This window comes from Thioclava sp. JE_KL1 (assembly GCF_009296265.1).
GTDB lineage: Bacteria > Pseudomonadota > Alphaproteobacteria > Rhodobacterales > Rhodobacteraceae > Thioclava.
This window is the reverse complement of record NZ_WBJS01000002.1, coordinates 155340-167418: the sequence shown is the minus strand read 5'-3', so window position 1 is coordinate 167418 and position 12079 is coordinate 155340. Positions and strand designations below refer to the sequence as shown.

Here is a 12079-nt window from a genome sequence, read left to right as displayed (position 1 = left end):
GCCGCCGCGTTCCTCCACTGACGGGCCATGCGCAGGATGCGGCAAAAGCGCCCGCCACGGCAAGAGTTACGCCGCCGCCAAAACGTCACGTCACGCAAATTCTGACGTGGGGAAACAAGCGTCCGGGTTCAAGGCGAAAAGGCGCGAACGCCCCGTCACGCCCCTTCGGTGAATTGCAGTCTAGCGAGTTCGGCATAAAGCCCGCCTTCGGAGACGAGACTGTCATGCGTGCCCTGCGCAACGATCTTGCCGTCCTCGAAGACGACGATCCGGTCGGCCTTCTTCACGGTGGCCAGACGGTGCGCCACGATCACCGTGGTGCGGGTCTTGGCGAGCTGATCGACGGCCGCCTGCACTTCGCGTTCAGAGGCCGCATCGAGTGCCGAGGTCGCCTCGTCCAGAAGCAGGATCGGCGCGTCGCGCAGGATCGCCCGCGCAATCGCGATACGCTGTTTCTGACCGCCCGAGAGCATCACGCCGCGCTCGCCGACATAGGTATCGAACCCTTCTGGCAACGCTTCGAGAAAGTCATAGGCATGGGCCGCGCGGGCCGCTTCTTCGACTTCGCGATCGCTCGCATCGGGACGACCGAAGCGGATGTTTTCGCGCGCCGAAGCGGCGAAGACGACCGGGTCCTGCGGCACCAGCGCGATCGCCTGACGGAAATCGTGCCGCGCCATGTCGCGCAGGTCGTAGCCGTCGATCGTTACCTTGCCGGTCTCGGGATCCCAGAACCGCTGGATCAACTGCACGACGGTCGTCTTGCCCGCGCCCGAAGGCCCGACCAGCGCCACGGTCTCGCCCGGCGCGATGTCGAGATCGACATGATCGAGCGCGGAGGCCTGCGGCCGCGACGGGTAATGGAAGCTCACATCCTCGAACCGGATCGCGCCGGTTGCGGGCATCGGCAGCGGCACCGGATGCTCGGGGTCTTTCACCGAGTCCTCGCTTTGCAGCAGCTCCACGAGACGCTCGGTCGCGCCTGCGGCTCGCTGCAATTCGGACCAGATTTCCGACAGCGCGCCGACAGAGCCCGCCACCATCACCGCGTAGATCACGAATTGCACCAGCTCGCCCACGCTCATCTCGCCGCCGCGCACGTCGCGCGCGCCGATCCACAGCACGCCGACGACGCCTGCGAAGACGAGGAAGATCACGATCACGGTCATCACCGCGCGCGTGCCGATCCGCTTCTTGGCGGACTGGTAAGCTTTCTCGGTGACGTCGGAGAATTTCTCGCGGGTGATCGCCTCGTGGGTGAAGGCCTGCACGGTCTGAGCCGCCAGAAGCGACTCCGAGGCCGAGCCGGACGAATTCGCGATCCAGTCCTGGTTCTCGCGGCCCAGCACCCGCAGGCGGCGGCCCAGAACCACGATGGGAACCACGACCACCGGTACGACCAGCAGCACCAGCCCGGTCAGCTTGGCCGAGGTGAACATCAACATGATCAACCCGCCGATCAGGATCAGCACGTTGCGCAGCGCCACCGAGACGGAGGACCCGATCACCGAGAGGATCAGCGTCGTGTCGGTGGTGATGCGGCTGATGATCTCGCCGGTCAGAATTCGCTCGAAGAAGGCGGGGCTCATCGAGATCACCCGGTCGAACACCGCTTTGCGGATATCGGCCACGACCCGTTCGCCGAAGCGCGTCACGAGGTAATAGCGTAGCCCCGTCCCAATCGCGAGCAACCCAGCGATGACCAGAGCCGCGAAGAAGTATTGATCGAGAAGCGCCGCGCCCTTCTGGAACCCGTCCACCACGCGGCGCACCGCGAGCGGCAGGATCAGCGAGATCGAGGCGGTGGCGATCAGCGCCAGCAACGCTCCGAAGGCAAGTCCCTTGTAAGGTGCGATGAAGGGGCCGAGCCCCTTGAGCGCGCCGATCTTCTTCGTCTTCGGCCGGTCTTCGGCCGGTCCCGTCGGTCTGCGAGCCATGAATTCCCCCTTGCTTGGTTCAAGGGTTTAGGCGGCGGGGGCATTACGGGCAAGCCTCGATTGGTCAAGCCTGCGGCACGCCCATGCCCGGACGGCCTCACGATAGCTCACATTTTCGCAGAAAAGGCTACGGGCGGCCGGACTCGAACCGGCACGGGCAATGCCCAAGGGATTTTAAGTCCCGTGCGTCTACCATTTCGCCACGCCCGCAGCGCGTTCTGGCTAGCGCGGGCGCGGCGGCTTGGCAAGGCCGCGAGGCGCTCAGCGCCCCTCGAATTTCGGCGCGCGCTTCTCGAGGAACGCGGTCACGCCTTCGCGGAAATCGTGGCTCTGGCCGAGGCTGCCCTGCAGCTCCGCTTCCAGCTCCAGCTGGGTCGACAGATCATTGCTGTAGCCCTCGCGGAGCGAGCGCTTCACCGCGCGATAGGCTGCCGTCGGGCCATTGGCCAGATGCGCCGCAAGGGCGCGCCAGTGATGGTCGAAATCGACCTCGGCAATCGCTTCCCAGATCATGCCCCAGTCAGCGGCCTGCCGCGCCGAGATCTTGTCGGCAAACAGCGCCATGCCCATCGCGCGGGCAAAACCCACCTGACGCGGCAGCCAATAGGTGCCGCCCGCATCCGGCATCAGCCCGATCCGCGTGAAGGCCTGAATGAAGCTCGCCGCTTCCGAGGCGATCACCACATCCGCGGCCAGCGCGATATTCGCCCCCGCCCCTGCCGCGGGTCCGTTAACTGCAGAGACCACCGGCAGCGGGCTCTCGTAGATCGCCTTGAGCATCGGCTCGTATTCGTCGCGCAGGACCCGCTCCAGATCGAGCCCGGCCGCCGAGACGCCATCGCCCAGATCCTGCCCCGAACAGAAAGCGCGCCCCGCGCCGGTCAGCACGATCACCCGGGCCTCATCCTCGGCGCGTTTCACCGCCTCGAGGATTTCCGCGCGCATCTGCGCGTTGAGCGCGTTCATCACATCGGGTCGGTTGAGCGTGATCACCGCGACCTGCTCTTCGACCTCGTACCGGATAACCTTGAACACCATCTGGAAAACGCGCCTCCCTCTTTGTCGCGGCCCCACGATAACGCGGGTCACGCGAAGGGAAAGCGGAACGGGGCGTCACGAAAGACGCCCGCCTCGTATTCTTCAGAATATCTCGAACAGGCCCGCAGCCCCCTGCCCGCCGCCGATGCACATCGACACGACGCCGTAGCGCGCACCGCGGCGCTTGCCTTCCAGCAGGATATGGCCCGCCATGCGCGCACCCGACATGCCATAGGGGTGGCCGATCGAGATCGCGCCGCCATTGACGTTGAGCTTGTCGTCGGGAATGCCCAGCCTGTCGCGGCAATAGAGGAGCTGCGAGGCGAAGGCCTCGTTGATCTCCCACAGATCGATATCCTCGATGGAAAGCCCCGCGCGCTCCAGCAGGCGCGGGATCGCGAAGACTGGGCCGATGCCCATCTCGTCGGGCGCACAGCCCGCAACCGCCATGCCCCGGAACGCGCCCAACGGCTCCAGCCCGCGCCGCGCGGCTTCCTCGGCGGACATCACCACGCAGGCAGACGCGCCGTCGGACAGCTGGCTCGCATTGCCTGCGGTCACGCATTTGTCGGGGCCCAGCACCGGCTTGAGCCCTTGAAGCCCTTCCAGCGTGGTCTGCGGACGATTGCACTCGTCGCGCTCGAGCCGCACCGACTGCTCAGAGACTTCGCCCGTGGCCTTGTCCTTCACCAGCTTCACCGCCTCGACCGGGACGATCTCGGCATCGAAACGGCCAGCTTCCTGCGCGGCGGCGGTGCGGGCCTGACTTTGCAGCGCATAGGCGTCCTGCGCCTCGCGGGTCACGCCATAGCGCTCGGCTACGACCTCCGCCGTCTCGATCATCGACATGTAGTAGGCGTCGGGTACACCGGGGCTGCGATAGCGATAGCCGTTCCAATGTTCGTTCTGCACCAGCGAGATCGAGTCGAGCCCGCCCGCAAGCGCCACGTCCATCTCGCCCGTCATCACGCCATGGGCCGCCGCCGCGATCGCGTTGAGCCCCGAGGCGCACTGACGGTCCAGCGTGACGCCCGCCACGGAGTCGGGCAGGCCCGAAGCCTGCGCGATATGGCGCGCCACGTTGACGCCGGTGGAGCCCTGCGTGAGGGCGGAGCCGAAGATCGCATCGGCGATCTCGCCGCCTTCGAGCCCTGCGCGAGAAACGGCCGCGCGCACGGCATGGGCGGCCAGCGCCGGGCCTTCGAGATTGTTGAACGCCCCGCGATAGGCCTTGCCGATCGGCGTGCGGGCGGTGGAGACGATGACAGCGTCACGCATGGGAATCCTCAGATGGTTTCGAGCCCGCACCAGTCCGCGATGAACAGGGCGGTGCTCTGGGTGATGCGACGGATGCTTTCCAGCTCGACGCGCTCGTTGAAGCCGTGGATCGCCTCGGCGCGCGGCCCGTAGACCAGCGCGGGGGTGTCGGCATAGAGCCCGAAGAAGCGGGCATCGGTGGTCGCGGTGATCGCCACGCGATCGAGATCGCTCTCGTTGACGCTGCGATGCGCCCCTTCGAGGGCGCCGATCGCGGCCTTCGCCGTGGCGGAGTGGTCGTCGGAAAGCGCGTAGCCCTCGGCCATGAAGCCGTGCCAGACGATCTCGGGCAGCGAGTTCTTTAGGAAGGCGTTGGAGCGCGCGGCATCCATGATGGTCTCGGTGATCTCGGCGCGCGCGGCGGCAATATCCTGCCCCGGATAGATCGCGATGCGCATGTCGAAGATGCACCAGGCCGGAACGGAGGACGCCCAGTCGCCACCCTGAATCTTGCCGATATTGAGGTTAATCGGGTGATGGACATGGGCGAAATCACCGTGCCGGCAGCCCGGTTCGTTCCAGCGTTCTTCCAGCCCGTGCAGTGCCTCGATCAGCGGGATCGCGGCCTCGATCGCATTGGCGCCAGTGCCGGCATAGGCCACGTGAGTGGGCAGGCCCTTCAGGTGGACCTGCGCCCAGACCACGCCGAGCTGCGCGCCGACCAGCTTTTCCTCGAACGGTTCGGGGATCAGCGCGGCGTCGGCGCGGTAGCCGCGTTCAAGGCATGCCAGCGCGCCGTTGCCGGTGCATTCCTCTTCCACGACGGATTGGAAGAACACATCCGCGCCGGGGGCGAAGCCCGCCTTGCGCAGCGCATCGAGCGCGAAGAGGTTCGACACCAGCCCCGCTTTCATGTCGCCCGCCCCGCGCCCGTAAAGCCAGCCATCGGCGACATGCGGCTCGAACGGCGGCGCGTCCCACATGTCCAGCGGGCCCGCAGGCACCACGTCGATATGACCGTTGAGAATGAGCGAGCGGCCCTTTTGCGATTGGCTGCGATGGGTGCCCACCACGTTTACCGCGTCCTCGTAATCGCCCATCACCGGCGAGAAACCCGGCATGTCGCGGATCTTGTCGACATCGATCTGCCAGCGATCCACCTCGTAGCCGCGCTCATCGAGGGCGGCGGCCATGAAGTCCTGCGCGCTCTGCTCCTGCCCACGGGTGGACGGGTGCGAGGTCAGCTCGGAGAGAAACGCGGTCTCGTCGTCGAATGCAGCGTCGACCGCCGAGAGGATGCGGGTTTTCAGCTCGGTATCCATATGGTGCCTCAGAATCTGGGAATGTCGCCTTGCGGCAGCGCAAGGGGCGCGCCGGTCGCCTCGCGGATCTCCGTCTCGGAGATGCCCTCGGCCAGTTCGACCAGCGCGAAGCCCTGCGCGGTCACGTCCACGACCGCCATGTCGGTATAGATCCGCGCCACCCGCGCCTTCGCGGTCAGCGGCAGCGAGCAGGTCTCGAGCAGCTTCGGATTGCCCTTGCGGTCGCAATGGGTGGTCATCACGACGACGCGGCGCGCCTTCTGCGCCAGTTCGATCGCGCCGCCCGCGCCGGGGGAGAACTTGCCCGGGATCTTCCAGTTCGCCAGATCGCCGTTCTGCGCGACCTCGAAAGCGCCCAGCAGCGTCAGGTCGAGCCGCCCGGAGCGCACCAGGGCAAAGCTCACCGCGCTGTCGAAAAAGGCCGAGCCGGGAATCGTCGAGACATAGGCCCCGCCCGCGTCGATCAGGTTACGGTCGGCGCGCTCGGGCGGCAGCGTCGGCCCGATCCCGGTCAGCCCGTTTTCCGAATGCAGGCAGACGGGGAAGTCGGCGGGCAGATGGTTGACCACCTTGGTGGGCAGGCCGATGCCCAGGTTCACGACCATGCCGGGCGCGATTTCGCGCGCGGCACGGGCCACCATGCGGGATCTAGCGTCTGACAATGCCATACTCCTCGGAAATCTCGTCGAGTTTCACGACGTGGTCGATGAAGGCGCCGGGGCTCTCGGCCGCGTCCGGGTCGATCCCGCCCAGCGGCAGAAGCTCTTCGGTCTCGGCGATCACGCGGGTCGCGGCCATCGCCATGAGCGGGTTGAAATTGCGCGCGGTGGCGGCATAGGCGAGGTTGCCGAAGCAATCGGCGCGCGCGGCATGGACCAGCGCCACATCGCCACGCAGAGCCGGTTCGACCAGCATCGGGCGGCCATTCATCTCGACCACCTGCTTGCCCTGCGCCAATTCGGTGTCGATGCCGATATCGGTGAGGATCGCGCCCAGCCCCGCGCCCCCGGCACGGATACGCTCGGCGAGGATGCCCTGCGCGCAGAACTCGACCTCCATACGGCCCTCGTTCATCGCCGCGATGGCGTTGGCGTTGAGCCCGAGATGGGTGACGATCAGCTTGCGCACCTGACCGCCCGCGATCAGGTGGTCGATGCCCATGCCCGCCTCGTTGGCGTCGTTCTTGACCAGCACGAGGTCGCGCTGCCCCTGACGGGCCAGCTCGCGCAGCAGCGCGAAGGGGGTGCCGGGCACGCCGAAGCCGCCCACCAGCACCGTGGCGCCGTCGGGGATCTGCGCCACTACCTCTTCCATCGCGATGGATTTGTCGGGCAGCTTCATGCGCTGACCTCCTCGACCACCGGCAGGTCGTGATTGGCGGCGAAGGCGTCGAGCGCGTCGGTAAGGATCGCCATGATCTCATCGATCTGCGCCTCGGTCACGATCAGCGGCGGGCAGACGAGGAAATGGTCGCCCTCGTAGCCGCCCCGCGTGCGACGCGAATAGATGATGAGACCGCGCTCATAGGCCAGTTCGACCAGCTCGGTATGGGCGTTCCACTCTTTCGGCAGAACCTCCATCGTGTCGCGGTCCGAGACCAGTTCGAACGCCAGCAGCAAGCCCTTGCCGCGCACATCGCCGATGAAGGGGTAGCGGTCCATCAGCCCGGTCAGCCGAGCCTTGAGAACATCGCCCATCCGCGCGGCATTGCCGATCAGGTCCTGCTCTTCCATCTCGTCGAGCACTGCGAGACCGGCCGCGCAGGCCAGCGGGTTGCCCGCATAGGTGAAGCCGTGCAGGAAGCCGCCCGCGTCGAGCAGCGCCTCGACCATGTCATTGCGCGCGACCACGGCGCCCAGCGGCGCGTAGCCCGCCCCGAACCCTTTCGAGAGCGCGACGATGTCGGGGGTGATCCCCCAATGCTCGGCGGCGAGAAACTTGCCGGTGCGCCCGGCCCCGGTCATCACCTCGTCATAGATCAGCAGGATACCGTATTCGCGGCAGATCTCGGCCACGCGGGTGTAATAGCTGTCAGGCGCCACGAGCGCGCCGGTCGAGGCCCCGCCCACCGGCTCCATCAGGAAGGCGAGCACCGTCTCGGGGCCCTCCGCCTCGATCTTCTCGCGCAGCATCTCGGCATATTTGATGCCGCGCTCTTCCTCGGTGAGATTGTCGCGGTCGAGGTAGCAGGTCGGTGCCGGAACTTTCGGCATCTCCGTAAACATCGGCGCGAATTTCCCGGTGAAGAGCGGGCTGCCGGTGACGCCCAGCGCGCCCATCGTCGCACCGTGATAGGAGGGCAGCCGCGAGATCACCTTGTAACGGCTCTCCTCGCCCTGCGTGACCGCATATTGCCGTGCGAGCTTGATCGCGGTCTCGACCGCCTCGGAGCCGCCGGAGACGAAGAACACCTTGTCGAGCCCTTCGGGCATCCGCGCGGCGACCCGTGCGGCGAGATCCTCGGAGGGGTGCGTGCGGAAATGCAGCCGGTAGCCGAAGGTCGAACGGTCCATCTGCGCCTTCATCTTCTCCAGCACGCGCGGATTGGAATGGCCGATATTGGAGACCATCGCCCCCGAGGAACCGTCGATGTAGCGTTTCCCGTTCTCGTCGTAGTGGTAGATTCCCTCGGAACGTTCGAGGAAAGGTCGCGGCTGGCGCGACTGGTAGAACAGGTGAGACTTTTCAGTCGTCATTTTGCACCTTCGAGATGTTTGCGCAGGAAATTCCGGGTCCGTTCCTGGGTCGGGTTCTTGAAGACCTGCTCGGGCGGGCCCTCTTCGACCACGACGCCCTTGTCCATGAACAGCACGCGGTCGCAGACCGAGGCGGCGAAATCCATCTCGTGGGTGACGATGATCATGGTCATGTGCTCTTGCGCGAGCTTCTTCATGACCAGGTTCACCTCTTCCACCAGCTCGGGATCGAGCGCCGAGGTGGCTTCGTCGAACAGCATCAGCTTCGGCTTCATCGCGAGCGCACGGGCAATCGCGACACGCTGCTTCTGACCGCCCGAAAGCTGCGCCGGGTAATAGTCGATCCGCTCCAGCATGCCGACGTGATCGAGCTGCTCTTCGGCGAGCTTGTCGGCCTCCTTGTCGGAGATCTTCTTCAGCAGCTTCGGCGCCATCGTCACGTTGTCCCGAACGCTTAGATGCGGGAAGAGATTGAAGTGCTGGAACACCATGCCGATGTCCTGACGCATCTGGTTGATGTGCTTCTCATACTGATTGTGCGGCAGGTTCTTGTTGACCTGCACCCCGTCGAGCCAGACCTCGCCACCCGTCAGCGGATCGAGATCGTTGATCGCGCGCAGCAGCGTGGATTTCCCCGAGCCCGAGGGGCCGATGATAGCGACGATCTGGCCACGCTCCACGTTGAGCGAGATGTCCTTGAGCACTTCCAGCGTGCCGTAGGATTTCTGGGCGTGACGGATTTCGACGAAGGATTTTGTCTCTGTCATGTCGATATCTCCCGGATCAGCGATAGAGGCGGTTGCGGTTCTCGAACCAGCGGATCACCGCCTCCATGCCGAGATTGATGATGTAGTAGAGGACGGCAGCGGCCGCGTAGAACTCGAAGGCGCGGTAGGTCTGGCCGATGGCGCGTTGCGCCGAGAGCGTCAGTTCCGACACCCCGATCACCGAGACCAGCGCCGAGTCTTTCAGCAGCGCGATCATGTTGTTGCCGATGGGCGGCAGCACGTCGCGCACCGCCTGCGGCACGACGACCTTGACGAGCGCCTGTCTGCGCGACAGGCCCAGCGTGCGCGCGGCCTCCATCTGACCTTTGTCCACCGCGAGCATCGCAGTCTGGATCAGTTCGGAGTTATAGACCGCGAAGTGGAAGCCGAGGCCGATCACACCTGCCACGAAGGCCGGAAGGTCGATGCCGATCTGCACCAGCCCGAAATAGATCAGGAAGAGTTGCAGCAGCAGCGGCGTGCCCATGAAGAGCCAGGCGATGAAGCGTACCGGCAGGCGGATGATGGCTGGCGCATAAAGCGCGATCACCGCGAGCAGGATACCCCCGAAGAAGCTCAGCAGGGCCGACGCGGCGGTGATGGCGATGGTCCACAGGACACCCAGCAAGAGCGTGCCGTAGAAAGGCGGGATGACGGAGAAATCGAGACCCATGGCTCACTCCTTCTCTTGCGGGCGGGAAAGGGAAAGGGGGGCGGATGCGCGACTCATTGGATGCGCACCTTGCGGTCGAGGAACGACACGCCCTTACCCACCGCGGTGATGATGATGAGGTAGAGAACCCCCGCGAGGAAAAACATCTCGAACGGCTTGTAGGTCGAACCGATGTAGCGTTGCGCGGTATAGGTCAGCTCCACCACCGAGATCGCGGAGACGAGCGCCGTGCCCTTGATCTGTGCGTTGATGTTCACGCCGAGCGGCCGGATCATCAGGCGCAGCGCCTGCGGTAGTGTCACCTTGCGGAAGGCCTGCGCCTTTGACAGCCCCAGCGTGCGCGCGGCCTCGGTCTGCCCCCGGTCGACCGCGACGATCGCACCGCGCATCGTCTCGGTCATATAGGCCCCGATATTGACGCCCAGACCGATCACCCCGGCCTGAAAGGCATCGAGCTGGATGCCGATCTGCGGGCCGCCGAAATAGAGCAGAAACAACTGGATCAGCGCAGGCGTGCCACGAAAGAAGCTGACATAGGCCGCCCCGATGAAGCGCAGGATGGCAAAGCGCGAAAGCCGGGATGCTGCGCCAAGCGCCCCGCAGATGAGCCCCAGCACGATGGTCAGAACCGAAAGTTCGACCGTGATCACGGCAGCTTTCAGGAAGTACGGATAGACCTTGAGGATTAGTTCGATATCCACGGCATTCCCCTTAATGATGATCGCGGCGGGACAGGATGGGCAGCGCGCGTATCTCGCGCACGAGCGCTGTCGTCTCTTCGATTGCCGCTTCTAGGAACGCCCTGCCAGTCTCGGCATCGGCGACGGTTGGATCCCCCATCGTGCCGTCCGGCGAGACTGAGGACCACCAGCGCATCAGCATCGCCTTGCCACCACCGGCCGCCAAATCGAGATTGAAGAATTTGGTGTCGGGATCGTGCAGGTTCTGACACTCGGCCTTGTCGAGATCGACAAGCTCGGGGTGCAGATGCTTGTACATCGCAGCTTCGAATTCTCCGGCATGGGCAATGCCGCCCACCTCGGATTTGCGCAGGCCCTGAATTCGGTCGCTGCACAAGTTCCAATAGGACGCCGAGACACAGATGATGCCGGTGCGTATGACCGTCTTGCGCGCCGCGAGATCGAGGATCGGGTGGTTCGACCCGTGCGAGTTCAGCAGCAGGATCCGGCGGAAGCCGTGATGCGCGAGGGACTCGGTCACGTCGCAGACGAAATTGATCAGCGTCTCCGGCTGAATCCAGATGACCCCCGGAAAGTCCTTGTGATGCTCGTTGAAGCCATAGGGGATCGCGGGCATGACGAAAACTTCGTCAGGCGCGGCTTCGGCAACGCCGTTGGCCACCGCCATTCCCAGAACCGTATCGGTATCGAGCGGCATATGCGGCCCGTGATCTTCCGTTGCAGAAACATTCAGGATCACCACACGATCCTTATCCGCGTCACGGACCTGCTCCCAAGTCAGCTTTCCATAATCGGCGGTCATCCGTTCGGTGTCCTTTCGGGAATCCATCGAAGTTTGGGGTGTGGCGGGGCAGCCGTCAGACGACGGACTGCCCACCATTCCTTGGATCGCGCCGATCAGCGGATGTCAGCGCCGATCCACTTCATCGCGATTTTCTCGTAGGTGCCGTCTTCCATCATGGAATCGAGCGCCTTCTGCATCGCGTCTTTCAGCTCGGGATTGCCCTTGCGGATGGCGATGCCCGCACCGATCGCGTCGGTCTTCAGATCGTCGAGAATGCGGTATTTGTAATCGTTCTTCTTCATCGCGAGGATCGCCGCGATCGAGTCGTTGATGATCGCGTCGACACGACCGTTCTGAAGCTCGAGGATCAGCTCGGGCAGACCTTTGTAGGTCTTCACGTCATAGCCTTGCTCACGCGCCCACTCTTCGTGCGTCTCGCCCAGCGTCACGCCCACAGTCACGTCCTTCAGGTCGGCAACGGACTTGATCGGGCTGTCGGGCAGCACGAAAATCGCGCGTTTCGTCGTGTAATACGGACCGACGAAATCGACGACCTTCTCGCGCTCGGGGGTGATCGACATCGAGCCGACGATGGCGTCGTATTTGTTGGCCAGCAGACCGCCGATGATCCCGTCCCACGCGGTCGTCACGATCTCAGTCTTCAGCCCCATGCGCTTGGCGATCTCCTCGCCGATAGCCGGGTCGAAGCCCACGACCTCGTTCGAATCGTTGATGAAGTTAAAGGGCGGGTAGGCGCCCGACATGGCGATCCGGATCACGCCCTTGTCCTTGAGGCTCTCCAGCTCGTCAGCCGCGGCGAGGCTGGGCAGCGAAATGCCGGTCGCGGCGAGCGAGCCAGCCCCGAGGATGGTTTTGAGAACGGTTCTGCGGTTGGTCATGGATT

12 protein-coding genes and 1 tRNA gene are annotated in these 12079 nt (G+C 64.7%); all 13 read right to left on the bottom strand.

Annotation, left to right across the window (positions count from 1 at the left end):
• Positions 1 to 155 precede the first annotated feature (155 nt).
• The 13 genes from F8R15_RS03620 to F8R15_RS03560 all read right to left on the bottom strand — a co-directional run bounded on the left by F8R15_RS03620 (position 156) and on the right by F8R15_RS03560 (position 12074).
• A complete protein-coding gene (locus F8R15_RS03620) occupies positions 156 to 1937 on the bottom strand; it encodes an ABC transporter transmembrane domain-containing protein (RefSeq protein ID WP_152843609.1) in 1782 nt (593 codons plus the stop codon).
• A 128-nt stretch (positions 1938 to 2065) separates the two neighbouring features.
• Positions 2066 to 2147: transfer RNA gene (locus F8R15_RS03615), tRNA-Leu, on the bottom strand.
• Between the two features lie 51 nt (positions 2148 to 2198).
• Positions 2199 to 2975: an enoyl-CoA hydratase-related protein gene (locus tag F8R15_RS03610; protein ID WP_152843607.1), complete on the bottom strand. Its 777-nt coding sequence runs from the start codon at positions 2973 to 2975 to the stop codon at positions 2199 to 2201.
• A gap of 102 nt (positions 2976 to 3077) precedes the next feature.
• A complete protein-coding gene (locus tag F8R15_RS03605) occupies positions 3078 to 4253 on the bottom strand; it encodes an acetyl-CoA C-acyltransferase (protein ID WP_152843605.1) in 1176 nt (391 codons plus the stop codon).
• Between the two features lie 8 nt (positions 4254 to 4261).
• Entirely contained in the window at positions 4262 to 5554 is a 1293-nt protein-coding gene (locus tag F8R15_RS03600) for an ArgE/DapE family deacylase (protein ID WP_152843603.1), read from the bottom strand.
• Positions 5555 to 5562: 8 nt separating this feature from the next.
• Positions 5563 to 6216, bottom strand: coding sequence for a 3-oxoacid CoA-transferase subunit B (locus F8R15_RS03595; protein ID WP_253732377.1), 654 nt, complete (start codon positions 6214 to 6216; stop codon positions 5563 to 5565).
• Positions 6203 to 6895, bottom strand: a complete 693-nt coding sequence (locus tag F8R15_RS03590) for a CoA transferase subunit A (protein WP_078542167.1) — start codon at positions 6893 to 6895, stop codon at positions 6203 to 6205. The genes F8R15_RS03595 and F8R15_RS03590 overlap by 14 nt, the downstream gene beginning before the upstream one ends.
• Positions 6892 to 8250 carry an aspartate aminotransferase family protein gene (locus F8R15_RS03585; RefSeq protein WP_152843601.1) on the bottom strand — a complete coding sequence of 453 codons (1359 nt, stop codon included), beginning with the start codon at positions 8248 to 8250 and terminating at the stop codon, positions 6892 to 6894. The genes F8R15_RS03590 and F8R15_RS03585 overlap by 4 nt, the downstream gene beginning before the upstream one ends.
• Complete coding sequence (locus F8R15_RS03580; protein ID WP_152843599.1) at positions 8247 to 9017, bottom strand: amino acid ABC transporter ATP-binding protein; 771 nt, start codon at positions 9015 to 9017, stop codon at positions 8247 to 8249. The genes F8R15_RS03585 and F8R15_RS03580 overlap by 4 nt, the downstream gene beginning before the upstream one ends.
• A gap of 16 nt (positions 9018 to 9033) precedes the next feature.
• Positions 9034 to 9690, bottom strand: coding sequence for an amino acid ABC transporter permease (locus tag F8R15_RS03575; protein ID WP_078522569.1), 657 nt, complete (start codon positions 9688 to 9690; stop codon positions 9034 to 9036).
• Positions 9691 to 9743: 53 nt separating this feature from the next.
• The gene (locus F8R15_RS03570; protein WP_078522568.1) at positions 9744 to 10391 is read right to left on the bottom strand and encodes an amino acid ABC transporter permease; all 648 of its coding nucleotides are present in this window, start codon (positions 10389 to 10391) and stop codon (positions 9744 to 9746) included.
• Between the two features lie 10 nt (positions 10392 to 10401).
• Positions 10402 to 11193, bottom strand: a complete 792-nt coding sequence (locus F8R15_RS03565) for a creatininase family protein (protein WP_168175225.1) — start codon at positions 11191 to 11193, stop codon at positions 10402 to 10404.
• 95 nt (positions 11194 to 11288) lie between these two features.
• Positions 11289 to 12074, bottom strand: a complete 786-nt coding sequence (locus F8R15_RS03560) for an ABC transporter substrate-binding protein (RefSeq protein ID WP_078522566.1) — start codon at positions 12072 to 12074, stop codon at positions 11289 to 11291.
• Positions 12075 to 12079 lie beyond the last annotated feature (5 nt).

Bases quoted from the DNA above. Each gene is read 5' to 3' on its own strand.
- F8R15_RS03575 (WP_078522569.1), bottom strand. From the start codon at position 9,690: ATGGGTCTCGATTTCTCCGTCATCCCGCCTTTCTACGGCACGCTCTTG.
- F8R15_RS03580 (WP_152843599.1), bottom strand. From the start codon at position 9,017: ATGACAGAGACAAAATCCTTCGTCGAAATCCGTCACGCCCAGAAATCC.
- F8R15_RS03610 (WP_152843607.1), bottom strand. From the start codon at position 2,975: ATGGTGTTCAAGGTTATCCGGTACGAGGTCGAAGAGCAGGTCGCGGTG.
- F8R15_RS03620 (WP_152843609.1), bottom strand. From the start codon at position 1,937: ATGGCTCGCAGACCGACGGGACCGGCCGAAGACCGGCCGAAGACGAAG.
- F8R15_RS03585 (WP_152843601.1), bottom strand. From the start codon at position 8,250: ATGACGACTGAAAAGTCTCACCTGTTCTACCAGTCGCGCCAGCCGCGA.
- F8R15_RS03605 (WP_152843605.1), bottom strand. From the start codon at position 4,253: ATGCGTGACGCTGTCATCGTCTCCACCGCCCGCACGCCGATCGGCAAG.
- F8R15_RS03600 (WP_152843603.1), bottom strand. From the start codon at position 5,554: ATGGATACCGAGCTGAAAACCCGCATCCTCTCGGCGGTCGACGCTGCA.
- F8R15_RS03590 (WP_078542167.1), bottom strand. From the start codon at position 6,895: ATGAAGCTGCCCGACAAATCCATCGCGATGGAAGAGGTAGTGGCGCAG.
- F8R15_RS03565 (WP_168175225.1), bottom strand. From the start codon at position 11,193: ATGACCGCCGATTATGGAAAGCTGACTTGGGAGCAGGTCCGTGACGCG.
- F8R15_RS03560 (WP_078522566.1), bottom strand. From the start codon at position 12,074: ATGACCAACCGCAGAACCGTTCTCAAAACCATCCTCGGGGCTGGCTCG.